This is a genomic window from Nostoc sp. FACHB-133, from assembly GCF_014698055.1.
In the GTDB taxonomy this organism is placed as follows: domain Bacteria; phylum Cyanobacteriota; class Cyanobacteriia; order Cyanobacteriales; family Nostocaceae; genus Nostoc.
In genome coordinates this window covers 146,310-171,755 of record NZ_JACJSH010000005.1, presented here as the reverse complement: position 1 = coordinate 171,755, position 25,446 = coordinate 146,310, and the positions used below count along the sequence as shown (strand labels likewise).

Sequence of the window (25,446 nt, the reverse complement as noted above, 5' to 3'; positions counted from 1 at the left end):
AATTTCTTTTAAGCAGCTAACTTTCACTAATTAACTGTAGCAAGGCTTCTGTTGATATCTTGCCACTCATCTCGGTACCTTCCAACAGACTATCTGCCAAATCTCGTTTGTGGTGATGTAATTCCACAATTTTTTCTTCGATAGTATCCTTTACTACCAAGCGATAAATTGTCACCGGGCGTTGTTGCCCAATGCGATGGGCGCGGTCTGAGGCTTGGTCTTCCACTGCGGGATTCCACCAAGGGTCTGTATGGATGACATAATCAGCCGCAGTTAGATTCAGTCCTGTCCCCCCTGCTTTGAGACTAATGAGAAATACATCCCCTGAACCAGCTTGGAACGCATCGACCCGTTTTTTGCGCTCTGCCACTGAAGTACTACCATCTAGATATTGATAACTAATACCTTGCTGTTCGAGGTAATCGCGGATGATGTGCAAATGGTCAACAAACTGACTAAACACTAACGCTTTATGACGATTTTCCAGCAGTTCACCTAGCACCTCACCAAAAAGTTGCAACTTAGAACTGGGTAATTCAGTACCAGGCATAACGAGGCTGGGATTACAGCAAGCGCGACGCAGTTTCATAATCTCAGCCAAAACCTGCAAATGTTTCTTTCCTGCTTCTGCATCACTTTCGGTAAGTTTAGATATGGCCTGACGGCGCAACGCTTCATAGAATGCTTTTTCCTCTCGACTTAACTCTACATGAAGGAGAATTTCGGTACGAGATGGCAACTCTTCTAACACCTGATTTTTTGTCCGCCGCAACAGAAATGGTTGAATCAGTTTTTTGAGTTTATTACGTGCAAGTTTATCTTGATATTTTTCAATGGGGGTAGCAAAGCGTTGATTGAAGCTTTCAAAAGAACCCAATAACCCAGGATTAATAAAGCGGAACAAATTCCACAACTCACCCAGGTGATTCTCAATGGGAGTCCCAGTAGTCAGCAACTTAAAATTAGATTTTAGGTTCATGGCTGCCTGAGAACGTTTAGTGGTCATATTTTTAATCGCCTGGGCTTCATCTAGCACAATTGTTTGCCACTGTACCTGAGAAAGCATTTGCGCTACTTCTTCTTGCTGTAATAAACCATAACTGCATACCAACATATCTAAAGGTTGTAACCCATCCAATAATTTTTGACGGTTAGCACCAGAAAATTGAATAATATTGAGAGTTGGGGCAAACTTCTGTGCTTCACTCACCCAATTCATACACACAGAAGTGGGGGCAATAATTAGGGTTGGCCCTTCATGGGCATTTCTGAGAATGACCGCCAATGCTTGCAAGGTCTTACCGAGTCCCATTTGGTCTGCTAAACAAGCGCCCACACCCCAATGTGCTAGCCGCGCCAGCCAACAGAAGCCTTCCATCTGGTAGTCACGTAGTTCTGCTTGAAGGGTAGATGGTAGTTCCGGCTGGAGGTTTTTGACCTCATGGAGACGCTGAATATGTGTTTTCCAGTGTTTATCTGCTTTTACCTTACCTACCTCATCGACAAAATCCTCTAACCCTAATGTTGCTAAGGGGTGAAAACGAATACCTTTACTATGTTTTTCTGAAAACATCCGCAATTCGTCGAGGCGTTTGCGAAAAGCTTGAGTTAAAGCCAGAAATTGACCATCACCAAGGGGGATAAAACGGCTGGGGGTTTTCTCCAGTAGTTCTAGTAGTTGCTGCATATCCAGCACTAGGTCGTTATTCAATTTCAATTCCCCAGTGGCTGCAAACCAGTCTTGCTGACGTTGAATTGATAAATTAAAGTCTTTCAAGTCGGCATTGTGGCTAACACGCAGTTTTTCTCCTTGTGGCCATTCTATGACTACGTTATTTCCCAGCGCTTGCAGTTCTAGCAGCAGTTCTAAACAGTCTTCTGGATCGTCTATAATCCATTCACCATCTTGTTCTTCAGTTTGAGTCAAGGTGGCGCAGGCGGCTATAGCGTCTTTGGCAAGTTGCTTTTCTTCAGACAGATTTCGTCTGGTTTGGAGACGTTTACCGTCAATCTCAGCAATTACAGTTTCACCACCTGCACCAGGACGGTAGTAGGGGCCACCTTGGGCAAAGGGACGTGACAAAAGGCTGATTTTCAAGCCGGCATTGGCAGGTAAAAGATGAATATGGGGTAGAGTCTGGGCGGGTACTTCTTCTGCACCTTCTGAACCGCCACCAATGTCAGAATGTACGGTGACGATGCCAGAGACGGCATTAATGGCTGCTAAAACTTGTTTCTCTGCGATCGCAGGCACATTTAATTTATTATCTATACCAATAATCTCTGCAATGCGTCTGTGTTCGGCAGTAATTTCAATGACTTTGATGCGGGTTGGGGTTTCTTTGATATGCAGAATATTCTGTGATTCTGGTAATTTGGGAGAAAATTCCAAGGTGAGACGGCCAAGTTTTTCTTTTTTAACCAGTAGTTCCGGTTCTCCTTTAACAATTTCTACACGGATATTAGGTGTATCTTCCCAAAAAACCAACGGGTGTCCAATTAAAGCAGAGATGGCTTTTTCACCGAAGGTATAATCAACTTTGCCGTAATAGCCTTCACTATATACCTCAATACAACTACATACCCGCATATCTTGGGGTGTGATGTAATCAAACTCAGATAATGCACTATTCAGACGCTTGAGGGCTATGGGGCGACCTTTACTCCACTCCCCTTTGGCATTAACTTTTTGTTCTCGTGATTGTAAGACACATCTGCTGGGATAGAAGGTTATGAACCATGCTAAACGCAGTTCGGATTCTGGTTTTCCTGGTGTTTGTGGTTCTTTTTGAAGATTTGCTAGGGCATTAAGGCACATTTCCCAAGCTTCTTGGGGTCGAATTAAGTCTACGATAGTTTGGATATTGCTATCTTCTCGCAGTGCCTCTGCTAGTTTATTATAGTTACTACTAGGTTTGAGCCTGGATAGGAGTTCTGCGGTTTCCATAGCCAACCAGTGATAACCGGAGGCGAGCGATCGCCGATACAATGGTTCTAGTAAATTAGGTAAGCGTTTTTTAGCACTCTCAGCATCCATCCAGTAAAGGCATAGCGAACAAAACAAGGTTTGTAAGCTATTTTCTTCTTCCACGGAAGAAATATGACCGCTGACTACAAATTGTTTTTGAGTAATATCACCTTGGTGGACTTGCAGTACCATTTTCAGTCTGCCATAAGTGAACCTGAGCCAATGATCTGATTGACGGGACATCAAACTGGTATATTCTTCTGCTTCCCGGAAGCTTTGTGCTGAACCATCTTTTAAAAGTGCGAGGATAAAAAATAAGCCCCCAATTGTATTGAAATATATTTGGCGTTTGCCTGTAGCCTTTTTGATGGCTTTCAGGGCATCTTTATAATATTTGATGGCTTGTTCATTATCACCCCGCAGAAAACTTAACCAACCCCAAAAGATCGCAGCGTTATTTTGATATTCATTTGATATACGCCCCAGACTTTCTTGTGCTTCTTGGGTACAACCCTGTAACAACAGTTGTTCTGTCAAAATCAGATGTAGATAATCTGAGCAATGTTTTCCAGGTGTAGAGCATTCTTCTTCCAGCAGCATCAACGCATCTTCAGAAGCAGATAATTTTAAGGCTGAATTGAAGAGGATACTGGATATACCACTTTCATATAATCCTTGTGGAAGGGTGTTAAACCAATCTGCATCAAATGGATTATTGTATATCTGCTCAAAGATATCTTCTATTACTATTTTTTCTTCGCTATCACTGTACTTCTGGTAATCTTCAATTTGCTGATTAATAAAACTAAGGTCTTGGCGATAAATACCAATGCGGATTTCTCTGATACACTGGCGTAAGCTGTAGAATATCCGAGAATCTCTGTTCCAGTGAGTACGTATTGGTAGCTTTTCCTCTACTGCTGTGACGAGGATTTCAAACTGTCCGGTTTGTACAGTATGGCGAGTAGCTATTTCTGTGAGTAAAGGATGACATTCAGCACCTTGCCTGCTTTCCTGTATTAACAAGCCTGCTTTTAACAATTTATCAATTTGGAAACTGAGGGTTTTAGTAGCCCAAGGTTTATTGTTTTCATCTAAAGCGTCAATTTTACTAAGACAACTTACGAATGAATTTTTGTCTATCGGTGCATAAATTACCGAAAATAATTGGATAATTTTTTGTATTGAAGGATGTAATTTGAAATATTTATCCGCAAGTTGTATTTGTAATTTTGTGGTATCAGTTGCTAAATTAATCATACTATTGGTCTGTTAAGTGAAGTTTGAAGGGTAAAGTAACGAACCACAGAGGCGCAGAGGGCACAGAATCAGAGAAAAAAGAGATGTTTAAGAAGTGTCTCACCCGTCAAAGTTAGCTTGACAGACTACTATTTATTCAGTTTTTTAAATAATTCCATTAATTTACGTTTACGTCCATGAGCCGCTTCTAGTTGTGAGCGATAAGCAGACCATTCAGCTTTTTGTCCTAGTTGAAGATACGCAGCTTTTGCTTTTTTGAGCCAATTAACCGCAGCGTCATAACGGTCAGCTTTTCCTTGTTCCATAATTGGTTCTGCCCGTCTGCGAGCGTTATCAATTACCCACTTTGGACGATGGGAAACTGCTGCATCCATGACTCTATGAACTAGTTCTGAAGCATAGTAACTATCTCTTTCTACTGTTTTAATTGCATCATCAATTAATCCTTCATGGAGGAAAATATCAACTTGAGCTTCTTTTATTCCCCAATCTGGCTGATCTCGTAGTGTTTGCAGTAAATCTTGTTTGAGCGTCAACCAAGTTTCTCCTGCATAGTCTTGAATTTTACCATAGTCTCGAAACGATGGTCTGATTTTAAAAGCAATGATGCTGGCAGTTAAGGCAGTGGCATTATCTTCTAATCCTTGGGCTAAATCACTTGTCCAAGTAGCAAATTCATATAAACAGTTACCTGTTAAGCTGATACCAGCTTGGCATATTTCTAACGCTTCAACTAAATACCCATCTTCTCGCAATATTTTTGCTAAGGCAAAACCCTCTTCTGCTTTTTCCATCAGGATTTTAGCCGCAGACATGGCTTCTTCTACTCTTCCCAAAGCTGCTAATTGCGTTAGGTATTGCAGAGTCATTTCTTCTGCTAAAGCTAGATTTAAATACTCTGTATAACGATTTTGACGTTCAAGAATTTGCAAGCGAATCAATGCTAAATCATCAGCAAAGCTTGGTCGTTCATTTTCCCAAAGTTCTGCGGTATCATCTCCTTGCATGATCTGTTGCAGTGGTTCATAATCCCAGCCTTGACGCAATGCTTCTAAACTCATACTAAAGTCTGCACTGATTTCGTCTTGCCATGATTCCAACATCAACTGCAAATCTACTATTTCTCCTGTAGACATTTCTGCACACAAAATTGCTTCTGTCCAGGCGCTATCAAGAGGTTCTGCGATGGAATAACTGTCTCCACCGTAATCTAGTAACTCGTCCCATTCTTGGGCATAAGTTTCGGTAATAGTTTCGAGAATTGCGATACCTTCGGTAAGCTTCGCTAACGCATTATTGCCATCTCCATTTTCTGCTAACTCTCGCGCTTTCTCAATTACAGCTAGCAAATCATCTGTAAAGGGGTCTTCTTCTGAACCATACTCTAATTCTTTCAATCCATCCCGCAAAATCCGCTTGACATGAGAGCGAAAAGGTGATGTGTCAATTTTGCTTTGACGGGTAGAAGACTGTTTGGTTTTTGGTTTTGGCAAGTCTATCAAACTTACAAACTCATCAATATCATCAATTATTTCTGGTCTATTTTCCACCAGTTCTTGCAGTAATCGCTGAGTTTGAAGAAGATCAAGACGATTTAATAATTGTTCTAGTGTTGGACGTTCTTCAATGATCTCTGATTGACGCGAACAGCTTAATAAGGTAGCAACGATATGTTTGCACCAACCATCATAATCATAAGGGCAAGTACAACAAGCTGAGGTAATTCCACCTGCATCAAAATGAATACTGACTTGATATGGTGTAATTTCGCTACCCTCTATCTCTGCCTGAATCAGATTACCTCGTTTTTTGAGTTCAGCGTTAGCGAAGCTCACCGAAGGTATCGCACCCCTGCGATAATATTCTTCACCACGACTGTAGGATGAAGCATTGGAGTTATGACGGATTATTGCTTCAGAAATTCCTGGAATCGACATGGCACCCAAGTATTTTATTTTTAGCTTACGTTTAAACTGTCTTTATTTTCTCTTGTGTCTGCTCCACATTAGAGCGCTTATAGCTATTTTCAATCCGGTAAAGTACAAGTATGCAAATAAACCTAACCCCCTAACCCCTTTCCGAAGGGGGAAAAATTCAAAGCCTCTCTCCTAAAAGGCTACGGTGTACATACAAGTTATCGAATCACTACCAGTCCTCAGATTACCCCACCCTAACCCTCCCCTTATAAAGGCTTTCCATTACCCGGATCTTTCTCAACACTGTTGTGAGAAATTGCTTCAATCCTTACTATGCTTGGATTTTTGAATTTTTAATTATCAATAAGCCTGTCAAAAAGGATTGTTACAGTTTGTGAACCCAGGCTTGAAAGGCTTATGGTGCAAACCTTTTAAATATTAAGAAAGATGTTTATAATGGATAGCTTAAAAAGGGGGGTTGGGCGGATCAAAAGATTGTGGCACAACTCTTAAAGACTTGTGTGTACACCGTAGTTTTTGAGAGAGAGGAGCGCGATCTGCCAGGATGGGTGCTGAATCCTACTTGATGACAAAGTTAGACGGGTCTTGATCTCGTCGATGCTTAGTGGGAATGGGGTCTGGCTGCCCATCACCTGCAAGGGCTGCGGTTTTTTCCAGGGATTCCCTCAATCGCTTGGCTGCGTAGATGGACATATCTCGCGGTACATTAATGCGATCGCGCAAATATCGGAGAGCGACATCAGCTCCCGATGGAGGTACACAGTCTTCACCTGTCATCATGTGTGTTAAAGCACAACGTAGAGCTTGATCAAACAATTTATCATCTAAGGGGTTGACTCGGATAATATTGATGCGATGCTCGATGGTTCGCTTAAGAGCTTCCATGCGCGAGTTTTCGGGTTCTGGATAAGCAACATCTGGTAGCCCAAACCAGGGGCCATTATCCACCCGCGCTTTATTGAGAAGCATCTGGGTTTCGCCGTTTTCCCAACAGCCCCCCATCTGGGGCGGCAAATCATGTGCGTGGGTGTGAAAGTCGCTCTGGGTACCGCAGTAGGTCGGTCGGCTTTCCATTGCCGCAAACCATGCGCTCAAGCGGGGGTTTTGCGATCGCAGGGAGTAGCCCTTGTAGTAGTAAAGGCTCGCATTCATCCGTTCCAGATATGGCGTAAAAATGACATCGACGATGCCAAAGCTATCTAGAAAGTAAGGACTTGAGGTGCGACCCAGAGCCTCCTCGACCTTAGCCACCACTGCGATAAATTGTTCTCGGTTGCGTTGTTCTTGTTGAGAGGAACCGGCTTTAGAACACAGCCAAATGCACCAGGCTCTAAATAAAAGTCGTTCTAATTGACGTAGAGAAAGCACCGTGCGGTCTTCCATCCCTTGGCTCAATGAACCAAAAACTTTTTCCAAAGCGATCAAAATGTCATCGCTTTCCTTAATAATCCGTCCATCTAGCTCGAGCGCAGGGAGCATTCCTGATGGTACCTTACGTTTGTACCAACTTTCTTTCTCCCCGTAGCAGAACATTGTCACTTTTTCGATGCGGTAGGGGATCTGTTTTTCCTCTAACCATAACCAAACTTTTTGACAGTAAGGACACCAGGCATGGTTATCACGGTACAGCGTTACCCGCACATCAGATTCTGGCTTCCCAAACAAGCGCAACCGGGCTTTAGCATTGGTGAGACCATTAACGGTATCTATTTGATAGTCCGTAAGGGCTTCTAGTTCTTCCCAGCTTAAGGGTGCGGTAGTCATAGGGTGAGTTGCGTAGGACAATACTTAGGGCAATTCTATACTCTACAATATTTTCAATTACACCAAGGCTTAATTTAACCGATAGGTTCGACCATCAATTCTTTCCACTTCTCCTTGAAGAAAAAGTTGAAATGATCTGGTATAGCTCAAACTCTACAGCAATTCTCATAATGAGAATTACTGCCTCACTCCTCCATTACTTGACTTTCAGTGCTGACTTCCCTAATGACTGACAAATAACATCGTTTTGTGGTGTATGGATACGGCTGCACAGAACGTCACGGTAGTGTCGCTCTAAAGGATTTATTTTTAACATACCAGGATTACCAGTTAGTTCCAAGGCAATCTCCACAGCACGAATCGAGTTAGTTGTAGTAAGGTATTTAACAGCTTGTGCCTGTAATCCGACGTTAGGATCGTACTCGCCCCGGTCAATATCTTGAGCCAAACTATAAATTAATCTATTGTTAGCAAATAGTAGTGCTTCTATTTCACCTACGGCAGTTTGGAAGCGTGGCAGAGTTGCTAGCGGTTCTTTGAGATTAGAAGGCGATCGCTCCCAAAGATATTTAACCAGCCAGTCTCGCGCACTGGTAACCACACCGAGATATAAAGCGCTCACTGTCAAACTGCCCCAAGTGGAAATCAGTGGATCAAGTGATGGCGCAGCAGATATGGGACTGATATTCAGGGCGTAATCTAAGGGAATTAATACATTCTCCAAAATCAGATCGTGGCTGCCTGTAGCTCTCATCCCCAAGTGATCCCAGGTTTCGACAATTTGCAAACCGGGCAAATCGCGCGGAACCAAAAAATTGCCAACTTGTGGTTCATCTTCAGTTGTCCGCGCCCAAACCACAAAGTAGCTGAGGATGGGACTACCCGTAGTGTATTGCTTGTGGCCTGTTAAACGCCAACCCTCTGTTGTCCGTTCGGCAATTGTGGCAGGTAATCCGCCTCTAGCTGGGGTTCCTAACTCTGGTTCAACACGGGCGGCATTGATCAGGGCAATGCCTTGAATGGATTCACGACACAACCTTTTATATACTTCTGGATGCCAGCGACGGCTACGGGCTGCATTGGCATGTTGGAGATAGTGCATCGTCAGTACTAGCGCAGTTGAAGCATCGCCACGTGCTATCCCTTCAATGACTTGGCAGATAGTTGATAGCCCTAAACCCTCACCACCTAATTCACGGGGAATGGTAAGGCTGAGTAATTTTGCCTCAGACAAAGCTGTAAAATTCTCAAAGGGAAAGGAACCCTCTTTATCGTGTGCGCCTGCACGGGTGGCAAAGTCTTTAGCTAGAGCCTCAACCTGATCGAAAATATTGGGGATTTCTAAGCTTTTGGTTACAAAGGTGTCTGGCAGTGCTTGCTCCAACTGTGACATAAATACTCCTTTAAAGCTCACTTTACTCTCATCCCACAAAAAATTGATGTTCCTGCAAACTTAATATAGGACTTATTTTAACCCTCTCTCTAGTTACCAAGAATTGGAAGCGATGTCTGCGACGTGCTTCTCTACGAGACGCTACGCGTAGCTTGCTTCCACGTTCGCGGAGCGTGCCGTAGGCAAGTGGTACACCTACGCATCTGTGGTAAAGTATAGATGCTGGCTAGCTCAAATGTTTCCACTTGCTGGGATGACAATACACCATGAACCAATTTGGTTTTGTTGTACATTCACGAATTGTTGAATGTACAACAAAAATGGACGTAACTGGATTCGAACCAGTGACCTCTACGATGTCAACGTAGCGCTCTAACCAACTGAGCTATACGTCCTTAACCACACGATTATTGATAGTAGCATATACTTTTACGATCGCACAAGATAAAGACCCAAGCTTTTTTAAGGGGGTTTTAGGTTTTGAGTGCGTAATACCAATTCTCTATGAAGATGTATAGAATAAAGCTTCATGGAATAGAGCTTCAAGGATGAAATCATAACTTGTCAAAGAGGAGATTAACTCGCAAGACATTTGAGCTAACTCATTTTGAACCCGTAAATTGATATCTTTTTTCGCCGATTTACTCACCCTCAATTGTTTAATTCCAAATTTTAGAGATACTTGCACCATCTCTGAAACTAGCTTTTTCTCTCATTTTTTCTCGTAATAAACACGCGAACAGTTTCTTATTTACCTCACCACCTATTTTCTCTTAACCGAGCAGTATTGGAACGAGTCTCACCTCAATTTATGATCAAAGTCACAATTGCGTAACATAACTGTTTTTATTGGCAATAGACTCTTTATAAGAAGAGCGGTTGCTTACTTCATCTGGCTAATCCATTCAGCAACAGCGTCACAAATGTGGATACTACCTCTTGTGCTGAATTTTTTTCTGGAAGTATAATCTTTGATTCATAAGCAATAGAAATCGCTGCTACGCCATGTACCAATGCCCAAATTGTTTTGGTTATTTCGTGAGGATTGCCCGCAATCAGCGTTCCGTCTTTCTGTCCTGCTTGGACAATTTTAAATAATTGATCTAGGGATGTCTGTGAAACCTCGATCAAACTCGGATATTTCTCTGGATTGTAGTAACAGAACATTACTTGTAAATGATTTGAATGCTCTAAGGCGAAGTTGACGTATGCACTGCTAGCAGCAATCAACTGTTGCTTGGTATCTTTATTAACTTCTTTTATTGCTGTTTCTACTTGCGCTGACAGCAACCGAAAACCTTCTTCTGCGATCGCTGCTAAAACCGCCTCTTTATCTGCAAAGTGCATATAAGGAGCGTTATGGCTGACTCCTGCTCTTTGAGAAATCTTCCGCAAACTCAAACTATGAGCGCCTTCTTCTGACAGAAGTTCTGTTGCAATTGCAATTAATTTGTTACGTAAATTACCGTGATGATATTTATCTTTTGGTTTCATAGGTTATATTGACAGTGACAATATTTAATGTCATATTGGCAATGTCAATATAGTACTTTTTCACGACAGTTTTGTCCTTTGTGTCTCAAATGTTGCCAAATCTCGATCAAAAGGCAAAAAATATGCTAGGGAAATTGCTTCGCTTGATGTTTGTGGTTGGTACAGTTGGGCTAGCAGGATCTTTTGCTGGTGCGACGAGTGTCACTTCGCAAAATTTATTGGCTGAAAATCAGACAACTCCATCAACTTCTAGTCGTATCCTTCAGATTAATTTCAAATACAACAACTCCACGTCTGACTTTAGAAAGCAGATGAAGGATGTTGCGCCTCGTATCGCCAAAGCACCAGGACTACGCTGGAAAATTTGGTCAATTGATGAAGGTAACAAAGAAGCTAGTGGGTTTTATCTGTTTGAAGATGAAAAATCTCTGAACAACTATGTCGAAAATATTTTCAATGTTGGAATGAGAAATAACTCAGCAATTAGTAATATCGTAGTCAAAAAGTTCAATATTCTTGAAGATCCTACGATCGTTACACGAGGCCCTATCAGTCAGCTTAAATAATCTCAAAAACTTGCATACTGCATTGTATCTAACCAGATGAGAGAGTCATATGAAGTTTAGCAATACTGTCACAACGTTTGCCACACCTGAAAGAATTTGGGCGATTTGGACTGATGTAGATAATTGGTCAGTATGGGATACCGAACTGTGTGATTCATATCTTGAGAATCCTTTTAAGCTTGGTGCGATAGGTAAATTAACACCGAAAACAGGTACAACTTCTAAATTTACGATTTCGCAGTTTAGCCCAGGTAAGAGTTATACATTCACAATTCAGTTACCATTTTGCAAGTTAAATGTACATCGCTACTTGAGTATTCATGCAGGTAGTACCTCATTTACTCACGAAGTGTCATTTAAAGGAGCCTTGGCATTTTTATTTGGTTGGCTTCTCGGCAAAAAGTTTAAAAAAGTTTTACCGAGAGTGATGGAAAATATCAGGGAAATGGCTGAAGCTGAAAGTATTGGACAAGGTTACTTAGAAAAAACAGCAGACTAGTCTATTTCATATTAATCACAATGCGTATAAATCCCGTAGAGATGTTGCAATGCTACATCTCTACTAAAAAATATCAGCCGGATCTGCTTGTTTGAGTTTTCTCACAGCTGTTGCACCCGAAACAAAACACATAATGACAGTTGCTATCAGCACAAAACCAGCTCTATCTATTGTCATTACAATAGGTAGAAGTGTAGCTTTTTTAGCAAATTCATACTGAATTATAGAAATTAAAAAACCCGGTATGTAGCCTAAAATTGCAATTAATAATGCTTGCTGTAAAACTATAGATAAAAGGTATCTTTGTTGATAACCAATTGCTTTTAAAGTGGCATATTGGGGTAAATGTTCAGAAACGTTGGTATAGAGAATTTGATATACGACTACAATACCGACAACAATTCCCAATCCTACCCCTAAGTTAAAAATAAATCCAATAGCTGTACTAGTTTGCCAGTAATTTTTTTCAAAAGCAATAAATTGTTCTTTTGATAATACTTTTACATCTTTAGGTAAAAAGGTTTTTAATTTTTCTGTAAACTCTTGGATATCATATCCTGGTTTTAATTTGATTAAACCAATATCAATTAATCCTTTATAACGAGAGCTAAAAATCCTTAAGAAGTTAAGATGACTGGTGACTAAATTTCCATCAGAACCAAAAGATGTACCTAGATTAAATAGTCCAGCTACTTTAACCCGGCGATTTGAAGAACGATTACCAATTTCTGTTTCTACATTACCTTTTTGCTCAAAATCTGCAACCACAGGCCCGAATTCAGCGCGAGAACTGCGGTCAAATAAAACCACATTTGGAATTTTTAGTTTGTTGATATTTTCCTCAACTCCAGCAAAATCTACGACCTGATAGCGAATATCAAAACCAATCACAAATATATTCCGCCAATAGTCTTTAGTTTCAGGATTTTTCCATTGACCAAAGCCTAAATATATCGGTGCGACATAATTAACTTCTGGAAATGCTAGAGACTGAGATAAACGTCGCTCCGGAAAACTTTCCATAGCAATTAAAGCTGTAGAGCGAGGACTAATCAAAAAACAATCCCCTTGCAAACCTTTGTGCAAACGAACAGCACTATCAAATAAAGCATCTCGAATCCCTAGTTGGATGAAGACAATTACTACAGCAAATACTACTCCTAATAAAGCAATAATTAATCTGGCTTTCTGATATCTAAGTTGCAACCAAGCTACTGGTATTTTTTTGAGAAATATCATATTTAGATTTCCAATTTAGAACAGGGTAAAAATAGCTAATAATGAGATTTTTATGTTTATTAGTTGGATATTGAGAGATAAAAACTTTGTCAATTTTATGGTGATTCAGTATTAATCATGACGTTGACTTCTAAATTAGTGAGGTTAGCAACTTTTCGGCTATCTTGTGGAGACAGACGAATTTTTACTTCGACAACTCTAGTATCTGCATCTGCAACAGGATCGGTTCCTAAAGCATTTAAAACGCCAACTTTTAAACCAACTTCATCGACATTGCCTTTAAGTTCTTCGATTAATCCACCACTGGTAACAGTTGCTTGTTGACCAAGACGAACTTTACTAATATCGGTTTCATAAACTTCTGCAATCGCGTACATTTGTTCTGTTTGACCTAACTCAATAATTCCATCATTGCTAATAACTTCACCAGCCCATGTGTGAATTTTTAAAACTTGTCCATTTTTAGGCGATCGCACATAAGCCAAATTTAAATCTGCTTGAGATTTTTTCACAGCAGCCTGGGCATTTCCTAGCTCTGATTCTGCCACACTGACATCTACAGGGCGGACTTCTGTTGTGGCATTTAGAGTTGCTTTGGCTTCTTCAACTTCCTTTTTTAAGGTTACTAATGTGCGATTGAAATTAGCTTGTGCTTCTTTGACTTGTTCTGTTCTAGTACTAATAATTTTCTGTAAATTAGATTCGGCTTCTGCAAGTTGTTCTTGAGTAGTATTGTTTTGTAGACAAGTGCTATCTCGTTGAGAAGCTGAAACTACTCCTTTTTGATACAAAGAATTATAGCGATCGCATTCAGTTTGAGCATATCGCAATTCAGCTTGAATCCTCTTAATGGTTGCGGCTTGAGAATTCTTTTCTCCTTGTAACTGAGCTGCTAAATTGGCAATAGTTGCCCTTTGAATTGTGAGTTGACCTTCTAATTCTGCTCTTGTTTGTTGATATTTTGCCGTTTGAGCGTTAATATCTCCTGTTTTCGCGCCTGCTTTAGTCTGTTCTAGTTTAGCTTGAGCAACATTAACTTCGGTTTTTGCCTGTTCCAAAGCTGCTTGCAAACGTTCTTGGTTATCCAGAATTGCCACTACTTGACCTGTTTTTACCTTGTCTCCTTGTTTGACAAGTAGCTTTGCAACTCGTACACCTTCACCTTGTATAGAAGTAGGAGCAGATAGCTTAATTACTTCTCCTTTAGGCTCTAGATATCCTCTAGCAGCAACCGCACTGGGACTTGCTTGAATTTTATTATTAGCTGCAATAGCCTGTTGCGATCGCTTTTGATTTTCTAGTTGATTATTTAAAACTAAATAAAACGAAGTAGCACAAGTAGCTAAAGCCGCAGCGCCTAAAATTACAACAAATCTCCAGTCTACAGGTTTGGCAAAAAATTGATATTTCATAATTTAAACTAAATCTCTAAAATCTACTTTTACAAAAGTGGTATTTAGGTAAGAGATATATCTGTAAAAGCTGTTTTTTACAAATATATCTCTGTATTTTCACGTTCGATTAATACACCCAAGGCAATAAACGACGAGTGCGTTTTTTATATGCCTCGTATGCATTATCAAAAGCTTGCAGCAAGATTTTTTCTTCAACTCGGCAGCGAAAATCATGAGCTAAAAAATTAGCAATTACTTGCAGTAAAAATCCTAGTTTTGGAACAATTAAAAACGAGCCAAAAAACAGAAGTTGAAAAGCGAAGTAAAGTGGATGTCTGACAAAACTATAAGGCCCTTTGGTCACAAGTTGATGACCGGGATCGATGTGGGGAAATAATCGCCAACTGCGAAAAACCCAAAAAGACCATACTTTCACAATTAATGCCAAACCAAGAATAGCAATTCCTAGAGCTTGAATCGGAAAAGTCGGTTGAAATACAAAAAATCCTAGCGCATCGGGATTTGCCCACCAAATTGCTAGCAAAATGTAAAAGATCCCGTAGGTAGCACTGGTGAGAAATAGTGCTGGCGGGCCTTGAGGAGTGATGGATGACTCACTAGCAACTGGTTCTTTTGTGGAGGTGTCAACAAATGACTCTGGGTTATTGAGTTTGCGCCGTCTAATAATGGATGCATTGACAATTAATAGCCAATACAGTGAATGAACCAAGCAGAGAATGGCTTTGACATCTACTTGTGGTAGTTGTTCTGGGAAAGCCACTGCAAACTGAAATTGTGTCATTAGTTCCACAAGTTAACTCCTAAAGTAACGTGAGTTCTGTCAAATAACTTTCTAGTAGTCTGCCAACCCAAAAATGCGCTTGTGAGGACTGGGGAAAGGGGAAAGGTTAAGGGATTTAAACCCTTTCCCCCTTACCCTTTACCCCGCCAAGTACACTTGGCGAACTACTAGTCTCTGGGTTCTCCGTGCCTCTTTGTTTAAAAAAAGAGTTTTTAAACCACAGAGACGCAGAGGACACAGAGAAATTGATAGGGTTAGTTGTATCTTCCTGGCTGCCAGTTGTTCATAACTGCCAGACAAGCCCTCAATTGGGTTGCCAATGTTTGCACATCTGGTTCTCTGACCATCGTGTAGTGGTTGCCTGGAATCCAACGCACTTCTAAATTGGTGAGTAATTTGTGCCAATCTAAAGCTGGGTTGGTGGGATTTTCTGGTGGTTGATTTTCTGCTCGCAGCAGTGTTGTTAGCCCCTCGTAGGGACGAGGTGTGTAGGATTCGATCGCTCGCATATTGCATTTGAACACCTCGAACAAGTAGTTGACTTGTTCAACTCCGGCATCTGGGGGAACTAAGTGCAGTAGTCTGGCTTGTTCTAGGATGTAGTTCAATTGTTGTGCGGTATCTAGCTGCTGCAACTGCTGCAATCTAGTAGCATCAACATCAAATCGACCTTCTAAATCTTGGATAAACCAAGCTGCTAAGGTGGCTTCGTCCAAATCTTCGCCAGATAAGGGTGCGGGACAGTCGATAAGTACCAGCATATTGACTTCTTCACCTTGCTGGCGCAATTGCTGGGCAATTTCTAAGGCTGCAATTCCCCCGAAAGACCAGCCACCGATAGAGTATGGCCCTTGTGGTTGAACGGTGCGGATAGCTGCAATATAATAAGCCGCCATATCTTCGATAGTGGTAAATGGTGGTTGTTCTCCATCCATCCCCACAGCCTGGAGACCGTAGAACGGCTGATCTACACCCAAGCGACGGGAGAGATCCATATAGCAAAGCACATTACCGCCAGCCGGATGAACGCAGAAGAAAGGCAGTTGAGAACCAGAGGGCTGGATACTGACTAAAGGCGACCAAGGCACTGAACTATCTGACGATTCCCGCAGAGTCCGCGCTAAATGCTCAACAGTCCCGCCTTGGAACAACGTAGACAAGGGTAAATTCTGAGCAAAGAGTTTGTGAATTTGCGTCATCAAGCGCACAGCTTGAATAGAAGTTCCACCCAGTTCAAAGAAATTATTAGTAATACCTACCTCCGGCAAGTTCAAGATTTCTTGCCAAATTTGTACAAGTTGTAACTCTAAGCTGTCTCTGGGTGCGACAATTGCGCCTAAATCTGCTTGACTTTGTTCTGGGTCAGGTAAAGCACGGCGATCGACTTTACCGTTGGATGACAAGGGCAAGCTGTCCATAAACATGAACATTGAGGGAATCATGTATTCTGGTAACTTCTGCTGGAGGTAGTTACGTAATTCTACTGAAGTAATTGATTGTTCCTGCTCAAAAACGATATAAGCTACCAGTTGCTTCTCATCTCGTTGTTTGCCAACGGCTGAAACAGCAACAGAACGGATGGCTGGGTTTTGCTGCAAGACAGTTTCAATTTCGCCTATTTCTATCCGATAACCGCGAATTTTAACCTGAAAATCAATTCTTCCTAAAAACTCGATGTTACCATCCGGCAGATAGCGCCCCAAGTCCCCCGTGCGGTAAAGACGCTCTCCCGTCCGGGGATGCTGAATAAAGCTGGCTTGGGTCTTGGCTGCATCTCGCCAATATCCCTGAGCTAAACCGATACCACCGATGTAAATTTGTCCCGGAACCCAATCAGGACGGGGTTGCAAGGCTTCATCAAGGATGTGGAAGCTTTGGTTACTCAGGGGTTTACCGTAGGGGATGCTAGTCCAACTAGGGTCAATTGTTTCGATAGGATAGAAAATTGACCAAATGGAAGCTTCCGTGGCTCCTCCCAAACTGATTACTTGGACATCGTTACCCAAGGAGTGAATTTGCTCCGGTAGAGTTACCGGAATCCAATCGCCACTCATCATCACCAACCGTAGGGAAGATGGTAAGCGATCGCAGCGATCGCCTGCATATTCGACTAACAATTTCATTAACGCTGGTGCAGAGTTCCAGACTGTCACCTGCTCCCGTTGGAGAACATCCAGCCAATGCGCCGGATCGCGGCTGCCTTGAGCATCGGGCATGATAATTGTACCACCAGCTGCGAGCGTTCCGAAGATGTCATACACTGACAAGTCGAAACTCAAGGAAGAAATGGCAAATACCCGATCCTCTGCTGTCACGCCAAACCGTTGATTGATATCGAGGATGGTGTTAGCTGCACCGAGATGGTCAATGGTGACACCTTTGGGTGTGCCAGTTGAGCCAGAGGTGTAGATGACGTAAGCTAAATCTTTTGGGGTTTGTATTGATGTTAAAGGTTGACTGGTAGAGGCTTGTACCAGGGTTGAGTCATCAATTGTTAGCCATTTGACTTGAGTGGCGAAGCTAAGATTTGCTTCTAGCCGAGGTTGGGTAAAGGCGATCGCTACTTCAGCGTTATCCAGCAGCCAGCTAAGACGTTCTTGGGGTAGGCTGGGGTCGATTGGTAGGTAAGCTGCACTTGATTTGAGAATTCCCAAAATAGCGACCAATTGCTCCCAACCTTTTTCCATGACTACGGCTACCAACTGATTGGGATGTGCGCCTAAGTCTCGCAGTTGTCTACCGATGTAGTTGGATAGGCGATCGAGTTCGGCGTAAGTCAAAGTCAATTGAGAAGTAGCGATCGCTACTTTTTGTGGGTGTTGAGTGGCCTGTTCAACAAACAACTCATGCAACAACTGGGTGGGAATAGTAGTGTTGGTAGCATTGACGGCTGCTCGTTGTTGTAGCTGTGTTTCGGGTACTAACCATTCTGTGGTAGTTTGCCAAGTATTGTCTGACTCAGCCAAACGATGCAGCAGCAGTTGGTAAGCATCAAACATTTGGGCCATTAAACCAGAGGGAAAGGCTTCTTCTACAGCATCCCAATTCAGGAGCAAAGCGCCGTTTTCTTCAACAATTTGGTGGTCGAGGAGGACGAAAGGCGTTTGCAACAAGCCATTACAAATTACCTGCCAATCCTGCTCACCCGCAGCATTAGTTTGAGTATCGCGGTTTCCCAAACCCAAAGCACTGGCAAAGGTACAAGGCATTGCGGCTCTAGCAGTTCCCCCTTGCATCCGATTGAGTTCGCCCAATACTTCCACACCAGTCACCGCAGTATGTTCCAAATCACTCCACAACTGCTCTTGTAAGCGTTTGGCTTGGGCGGCGAAGCTTTCGCTTTGGGTGTGGTCAACTGTCAATAATAGGGTAGAACTACAGTTACCTAAAACCTGATACACCTGTGGATGCAGTGGTTCGCGGTTAAAGTAGAGGATGTTAACTGTGAGTTTTTGGTTTTTGCTCCAAGTGGTGAGGATGGTGGCATAAGCAGCACAAATCGCAGCCGCTGGTGTTAGTCCCAGCTGACTGACTCGTGTTTTGAATTGCTGCCAAACTGCTGGTGCTAGTTGTCCTTGCCAACGGGTAAAAGTGGGTTTTTCAATAGCACTCGGACTTTTGGCTAGGGGCAATTCCGGGGCTGGAGGAATTTCAGATAACCTTGGCCACCAGTAATCACGGGCTTTTTGGTAGGCTGCTGTTTGACGGCGTTGATTCAGCGTCAGGATGTAATCTCGGAAAGAGAGATTCAGGGCTGGTAACTGTACTTGGGGGTTGAGGTAAAACTGATACAAATCTTGGAAGACAAACCCACCACTTAAAGCATCGCAGATTAATAAACTAATGCTGATGTGGAGTTGCGATCGCTCCTCATTCAATAACTGTACCTGCACCTCAAATAAAGGATATTTATCGAGTGACGGGCCATTATCCTTCATTTGCTGGCGCATCGCTGCTATTTGCTCCTCCACCTCTTTTTGACCCCGTAAGTCGATGACTTCCACAACAAAGGGAGGCACAGTTTCGAGAATCCGCTGTTGGGCATCAGGTAAAATCAACGCTCGTAGCATCTCATGACGCTCAATTAAACGTTGCCAAGCCAAATTCAATCGCTCAATGTCGAGATTAGTGACGGCAAATTCTACGTAGAAATGAGCAGACACGTTACCCAAATCGAAAAAATTGCTACTACCCAAAGCATAAGCTTGTTGTAAGTCAGTGAGCGGGAATGGCTGATAACGCTGCTCTGGAGCATGAACTAGGGTAAATTCTGCCGTTGGCACGGGCGATTGCAACATTGCCAGCAATTCTAGCTTGTGAGCAGTCAAGCGATCGCGCAGTTCTTCCGTTAACACACCTTTGGGGGCACGGAAACGCAGTTTGTCGCCTTCAGCCCACAAATACACTCCATTTTGCGTCAAATCATCCAGAAGTTGACTCGCGCTCATAGTTCGCCATCCTCCCATTCTTGATTACTGGTGGCTAATTCAACAGGTCTAGCAGAATCGCTCCTCAGATGAGGAGGAGATACAAGGACAGATGATACTGACGACATTTCTTGTGTAATTTGAGTGAGTACTTGTGCAGATAATTGGGCGATACTAGGGCCTTGAATGAAGCGAATCATCGGTAAATCAATGCCCAAGTCGTTTTTGAGTGTGTTCTTTAACTCCACCGCCACTAAAGAATCGAGTCCTTGGCTGTTGAGGGGCTGATGGCGATCGAGTTTCGAGGCTGGCATTCGCAGTACCCTAGCCACTTGTGCGTGGAAGTAAGTTTCTAAAAGTAGTTGACGCTCATCTGATGGAGTTGCTAAAAGTGCTTGACGAGAAAGGAAATTTGTGCTGTTGTCAGTCTCCGTTTCTCCAGAGTTACTAAAGACCTCTGTCAGCAATTGAAACAAAGGCATCTTGATAACGGCTGGATTAGCACGTAAGACTTTTGCCCAATTGATGGGAATCACACCTAATTGTGCGGTTTTATCCGTTAGCAGGTGTCCTAAAATATCTAAGCCTTGCTGTGGGGGAATGCTACTAAAACCCAGAGATGCCATGCGATCGCCCCGATTTGCCTGGGCTGCTGCTAAACCTACTTCCGCCCACGCACCCCAGTTGATACTGAGTGCAGGCAGATTTTGGCTTTGCCGATAATGAGCTAACCCATCTAAAAAGGCATTGGCCGCCGCATAGTTTCCTTGTCCGGCGGAACCCAGCAGTGAAGCAGCTGAAGAAAACAGCACAAAGAAATCTAGGGGTTTATTGAGGGTGTGCGTATGGAGATTCCATGCCCCTTCTATCTTGGGTTGCATAACTTTGTGCAACCTTTCTGGTGTTAATTGTAAGAGAATGCCATCATCCAAAACAGCAGCGCTGTGAATTACACCCCGTAATGGTGGCATATCTTGGTCTAATTGAGCGATCGCTCTAGCTACTTCCTCAGCCTGACTGATATCCGCCTGAAGTACCTTAATTTTTGCTCCAGCAGTTTCCAGGGTTTGTAAAACTTCTAGGGCTGCGGGTGTTGGTTGACTTCTCGCCATCAGTGCCAAATATCTAGCTCTCCTCTCCACCATCCAAGTAGCTACTTGTAAACCCAGACCCCGCAGACCTCCGGCGATGAGGTATGTTGCTTCGGGGTGGAAGTTTGGTAGTTCTGAATAACTGGGTAAATATCGCTTCAGTCTAGCAACGTAGGACACATCCCCACGCAAAGCGATTTGATTTTCCACATCGTCTGCTTGTAGTAGCTGTAAAAGTGATGCAATTTCTGATGGTTTAGGCACTGGTGCTAAATCCACCATTGAGCAACGCCAGTCTGGATGTTCTTGAGCAATGACGCGTCCCAGTCCCCACAGAGGCGATTGGGCAATACTAGTAGTCTGCCAACCCCAAAATGCTGCGTGATGGCTGGGGAAAGGGGAAGGGGTAAGGGGTAAGGGATTTGAAACCTTTCCCCCTTCCCCTTTACCCTTTACCCCACCAAGTTCACTTGGCGAACTACTAGGACTCGAATCTACAGGCTGTACGCCACGGGTAACTAGCCAGAGACGGGGTGTATTTTGCCAACCTGTTTCCGCCAATGCTTGGACTAAATGGAGTGTGCTGATACATCCCAAATTGCGATCGCTAAGTGGACGATCTCCCATATTTTCACCAGCTAGTGAAGCTAGGGTAGTCAATTCTGCTGGAGTGATATCTAAACTCCACAGATGCACTACTCCCAAGCATTCACTAGAAACAGTTTGTAGGAGTTGCTTGAAGTCATCTAAACAATTTGGCTGAATTTGATAATGCTGTGAATCCTGTTTTTGATAAGTTTCACCTGCAAAAACCAAGATGCAATTTTCGCCTTGCTGCTGCAATTGTTGGCTGAGATTCTCTCCAATTCCCTGCCTATCTGTCAATATCAGCCAATAGCCTTGGTTTTGTTCGCTGCGTCTTGGCGCTGTGTCCTTGGGTTCTAAAAGCCGTTCCCAGCTAATCTCATAGAACCAATCGCTAGAATTATTTTCACTTTGACTATCAAGTTTCTGAATACGCAAGCATTCAGCATCTAATATTCTTTGCCCTTGGTCGTTGAACAGGACTAACTCGGCAGCAAAGGCATCTATTTCTACTACAGCTTTTAACTGCAAGTGTACCCATAAACCTGTGGCATCCGGTTGCTGATAAAGTCGGAGTTTGTCTAGACGTACTGGCAAATAAGCTCCTTCTGCCTCAGCATCGGGGTTAGCTAAGGGAGTCGCCAAGGCTATGACTTGGAAACAGGCATCCAAAAGAACGGGATGAATTTGGTAGTTGGCGATTTCTGCGTGTAAAGATGCTGGTAAATGGATGCGTCCGAGGGCTTCCCCTTCGCGTCGCCAGATTTGCTCTACGCCTTGAAAGCTGGCTCCATAAAGCAAACCCTGTTCCGCCATTTGTTGATAGTGCTGTGTGCCAGAAATAACTTCCTGACAACGGGCTTGAATTTCTGCCACCGTTGCGGGAATGGTGGGTGTAATTTCCCTGTCGCCCCGGCGCACTGTACCACTGGCATGATGCCGCCATTTTGTCTCTGGGTTTATACTAGGACGGCTGTAACAATCAAAGTTGAGAGTATCTGGTGTGTTTCCTGGTTGCAAGCAAATTTGTAGAGTCTGAGTTTCTGCTTCGGGAATGAATAGACCCTGTTGAAAGTGCAAAACTTCTAGGGTATGTTTACCTGCACCAAATATCTCAGTTGCAGCAGCTAATACCATTTCTACATAACCTGACCCAGGTAGCACCATCACACCTTGTACCCGATGATCATTGAGGTAAGGAAGCGATCGCAAATCCAATTGTGTTTGCCAAATCCGCATTTCTGGCAGATGTGCCAGACTGGGCAAAGCTTCTCCTAATAAGGGCTGTTGTGATGTTCTTCTTGGTGGTAGAGAATTGCTACCTTCTAACCAGTAGCGTTGATGTTGCCAGGGATAAGTCGGTAGTAAAACGCACCTTCTATTTTCTGGATAGAAAGCCTGCCATCGTGGTTGATAGCCCAAGGTGTAGAGCCGACCTAGTTCGCTGAGTAAAAAATAACGCTCTTGTCGCTCTCTGTGCATAGAGGCGAGGACAATTCCAGCTTTGCCTGTGTGCTGCAAACATTCTTGAATATTCTGGGATAAGACGGGGTGAGGGCTGACCTCAACAAAATAGGTGTATCCTTCATATACCAAGTTTTCAATTGCCTGACTGAATTGGACAGGCGATCGCATATTCCGCCCCCAATAAGCAGCATCCCAATCTTGTCCTTGGCTGCTGGTTCCGGTAACTGTGGAGAAGAGGGGTAATTGGGCAACTTGCGGTTGCAGTCCTACCAAAAGGTTAACCAATTCCTCACTGTAAGGCTGCATCTGTGGACAATGAAAGGCATAATTGACCCGCAGCAATCGACAGAATATTTCCTGAGCTTGTAGTATTTGACACAAAGTTTCTAAAGCAGTCGCATCACCAGCAACAACGGTAGAAGCGGGGCTATTAATAGCTGCGATCGCCAAACCAGGAAATTCCTCTAGCAAGGGTTTGAGTTCTTGCCAAGGCATCCCAATTGCAGCCATTTTGCCTTTGCCTGTAGCCTGCTGCATCAAGGAAGCTCGTTGCACAACAATCCGCAAAGCTATTTCTAAACTAAAGACACCTGCTACATAAGCAGCAGTGATTTCACCGAGACTATGACCCACAACCGCCGCAGGTTCAATGCCCCAAGAACGCCACAAGGCAGTTAGGGCAACTTGGATCGCTAAAATGGCAGGTTGGGCAACCTCAGTATCTTGGAGGCGAGAAATATCCTCTGGTGCTGCTAGTTCTTGGAGTAGCGACCAATTAGCAAGGGATTTTAAGATGCGATCGCACTCTTGTATAGTCTCTCGAAACACAGGCTCCTGTGCTAAGAGTTGCCGTCCCATCCCAATCCATTGCGCCCCCTGTCCAGAAAAGACGAAAACCAAGCCAGATAAATCATCTGGATTGGATACTAAATTGGGGTCTTCTACAAAAGCGTCAAGTGCTGCTGTCAATTGCTCGATAGACTGCCCTACCAAAGCGATGCGATGCTTGTGATGAGGACGGCGCAGACTAGTAGTATAAGCAATATCCAGCAAGTTAGTTTTACCTGGAAGAAAAGCTCGGTAAGCTTGCACCATATCCAAGAGTGCGGCGGGATTTTTAGCAGATAGAGGTAAAAGATAATCTTTTACTGATACTAAAGCTGGCTCTGTGGACAAAAGCGGTGCTTCTTCGAGTATCACATGAGCATTTGTACCGCTAAAGCCAAAGGAACTCACCCCAGCAATGCGCCGTTCTGTGCCACTATTCCAGGGGGTAAGTTCTGTGGGAATCGAAATCGGCAGATTCCCCCAAGAAATGTAAGGATTCAACTTTTGGAAGTGGAGGTGGGGCGGAATCTGCTGATGCTGCATTGCCAAGACAACTTTGATTAAACCTGCCACACCAGCTGCTGATTCTAAATGTCCAATATTGGTTTTAACTGAACCCAAAGCTAAAGGATGATTTGGCGATCGCCCTTCACCCAAAACAGCCGCTAGGGAACTCACCTCAATCGGGTCTCCCAAAGGCGTACCTGTACCATGCGCTTCCACATAACTGACTTGATACGGTTTCACTCCGGCGTTGGCTAAAGCTTCTCGTAACACTGCCTGTTGAGCCGGGCCATTGGGAGCAGTCAAACCATTGCTGCGTCCATCTTGATTAACGGCAGAACCGCGAATCACTGCCAAAATGGGGTTGCCATCTGCGATCGCATCTGATAAACGTTTGAGAGCGATCGTACCGCATCCCTCACCACGCGCGAAGCCGTCAGCATCAGCATCAAAGGTTTTGCAACGCCCCGTAGGAGATAAAGCGCGGGTGCGACATAGGGTAATGTTGTTGTCGGGAATCAGCATCAGACTCACCCCACCCGCCAAAGCCAAGTTACATTCACCGGAGCGCAAACTTTGACAAGCTAGATGTACCGCCACTAATGAAGAAGAACAAGCTGTATCCAAAGTGACACTCGGCCCTTGCAAACCCAGCAGGTAAGAAACCCGTCCTGATACCACACTCATACTGTTGCCAGTACTACTGTAGGCATCAATTACAGTACCCTGTAACCGCGAGTAATCGGCGTACATCACACCGACAAATACCCCTGTACGACTACCTGCTAGTTGGTCTGGTCGTTCTCCTGACTGCTCTAGGGCTTCCCAACATACCTCTAAAAACAAGCGCTGCTGCGGGTCAATAAATGCGGCTTCCCTGGGAGAAATACTGAAAAAATCAGCATCAAATTTATCAACGTCATCAACGAAAGCACCGTGACGAGTGTACATTTTGCCAGCAGCATCAGCATTGGCATTGTAGTATGTTTCCAAATCCCAGCGATCGCTAGGAATTTCTTGCATTGCATCCACACCATCGCGCAAGCACTGCCAAAAACTCTGAGGATTATTAACACCGCCAGGAAAACGGCATCCCATCCCAACGATCGCAATTGGTTCTGTCTTTTTCGATTCCAGGCGGTTCAGCTTGGCTTGCATTGTTTCTAATGCCAGTAAAGCTCGTTTTAAAGGGGATAATTCCTCAACTCGCTCGTTGCTTTTGCTCATC

General features: G+C 43.5%; 12 protein-coding genes and 1 tRNA gene. 2 read left to right on the top strand and 11 right to left on the bottom strand.

Annotated features, from left to right (window positions below; all coding sequences use genetic code 11):
* Nucleotides 1-16 precede the first annotated feature (16 nt).
* The 6 genes from H6G86_RS06325 to H6G86_RS06300 all read right to left on the bottom strand — a co-directional run bounded on the left by H6G86_RS06325 (nucleotide 17) and on the right by H6G86_RS06300 (nucleotide 10,816).
* On the bottom strand, nucleotides 17-4,228 hold the full coding sequence (locus tag H6G86_RS06325) for a DEAD/DEAH box helicase (protein WP_190933611.1): 4,212 nt from the start codon (nucleotides 4,226-4,228) through the stop codon (nucleotides 17-19).
* A gap of 128 nt (nucleotides 4,229-4,356) precedes the next feature.
* The gene (locus H6G86_RS06320) at nucleotides 4,357-6,165 is read right to left on the bottom strand and encodes an SWIM zinc finger family protein (protein WP_190933610.1); all 1,809 of its coding nucleotides are present in this window, start codon (nucleotides 6,163-6,165) and stop codon (nucleotides 4,357-4,359) included.
* Nucleotides 6,166-6,723: 558 nt separating this feature from the next.
* On the bottom strand, nucleotides 6,724-7,929 hold the full coding sequence (locus tag H6G86_RS06315) for a glutathione S-transferase family protein (protein ID WP_190933609.1): 1,206 nt from the start codon (nucleotides 7,927-7,929) through the stop codon (nucleotides 6,724-6,726).
* 196 nt (nucleotides 7,930-8,125) lie between these two features.
* On the bottom strand, nucleotides 8,126-9,322 hold the full coding sequence (locus H6G86_RS06310) for an acyl-CoA dehydrogenase family protein (protein ID WP_190933608.1): 1,197 nt from the start codon (nucleotides 9,320-9,322) through the stop codon (nucleotides 8,126-8,128).
* A 321-nt stretch (nucleotides 9,323-9,643) separates the two neighbouring features.
* Nucleotides 9,644-9,717, bottom strand: a tRNA-Val gene (locus tag H6G86_RS06305).
* Nucleotides 9,718-10,210: 493 nt separating this feature from the next.
* Nucleotides 10,211-10,816, bottom strand: coding sequence for a TetR/AcrR family transcriptional regulator (locus H6G86_RS06300; RefSeq protein ID WP_114081570.1), 606 nt, complete (start codon nucleotides 10,814-10,816; stop codon nucleotides 10,211-10,213).
* An 89-nt stretch (nucleotides 10,817-10,905) separates the two neighbouring features.
* Between H6G86_RS06300 and H6G86_RS06295 the strand changes: the two genes are divergently transcribed.
* On the top strand, nucleotides 10,906-11,382 hold the full coding sequence (locus H6G86_RS06295) for a YdhR family protein (RefSeq protein ID WP_190933607.1): 477 nt from the start codon (nucleotides 10,906-10,908) through the stop codon (nucleotides 11,380-11,382).
* 49 nt (nucleotides 11,383-11,431) lie between these two features.
* A complete protein-coding gene (locus H6G86_RS06290; protein ID WP_190933606.1) occupies nucleotides 11,432-11,881 on the top strand; it encodes an SRPBCC family protein in 450 nt (149 codons plus the stop codon).
* A 63-nt stretch (nucleotides 11,882-11,944) separates the two neighbouring features.
* Here H6G86_RS06290 and devC read toward each other — a convergent pair whose 3' ends face one another.
* The 5 genes from devC to H6G86_RS06265 form a co-directional block, all read right to left on the bottom strand.
* Nucleotides 11,945-13,120 (bottom strand): ABC transporter permease DevC, encoded by a 1,176-nt coding sequence (gene devC, locus H6G86_RS06285; protein WP_190933605.1) that lies wholly within the window; start codon nucleotides 13,118-13,120, stop codon nucleotides 11,945-11,947.
* A gap of 95 nt (nucleotides 13,121-13,215) precedes the next feature.
* Entirely contained in the window at nucleotides 13,216-14,532 is a 1,317-nt protein-coding gene (locus tag H6G86_RS06280; RefSeq protein ID WP_190933604.1) for an ABC exporter membrane fusion protein, read from the bottom strand.
* Nucleotides 14,533-14,641: 109 nt separating this feature from the next.
* Nucleotides 14,642-15,316 carry a methyltransferase family protein gene (locus tag H6G86_RS06275; RefSeq protein ID WP_206758426.1) on the bottom strand — a complete coding sequence of 225 codons (675 nt, stop codon included), beginning with the start codon at nucleotides 15,314-15,316 and terminating at the stop codon, nucleotides 14,642-14,644.
* 254 nt (nucleotides 15,317-15,570) lie between these two features.
* Complete coding sequence (locus tag H6G86_RS06270; RefSeq protein WP_190933602.1) at nucleotides 15,571-19,764, bottom strand: non-ribosomal peptide synthetase; 4,194 nt, start codon at nucleotides 19,762-19,764, stop codon at nucleotides 15,571-15,573.
* Nucleotides 19,761-25,445, bottom strand: a complete 5,685-nt coding sequence (locus tag H6G86_RS06265; protein ID WP_190933601.1) for a type I polyketide synthase — start codon at nucleotides 25,443-25,445, stop codon at nucleotides 19,761-19,763. Before H6G86_RS06265 ends, H6G86_RS06270 begins: the two co-directional genes overlap by 4 nt.
* Between the last annotated feature and the right edge of the window lies 1 nt (nucleotide 25,446).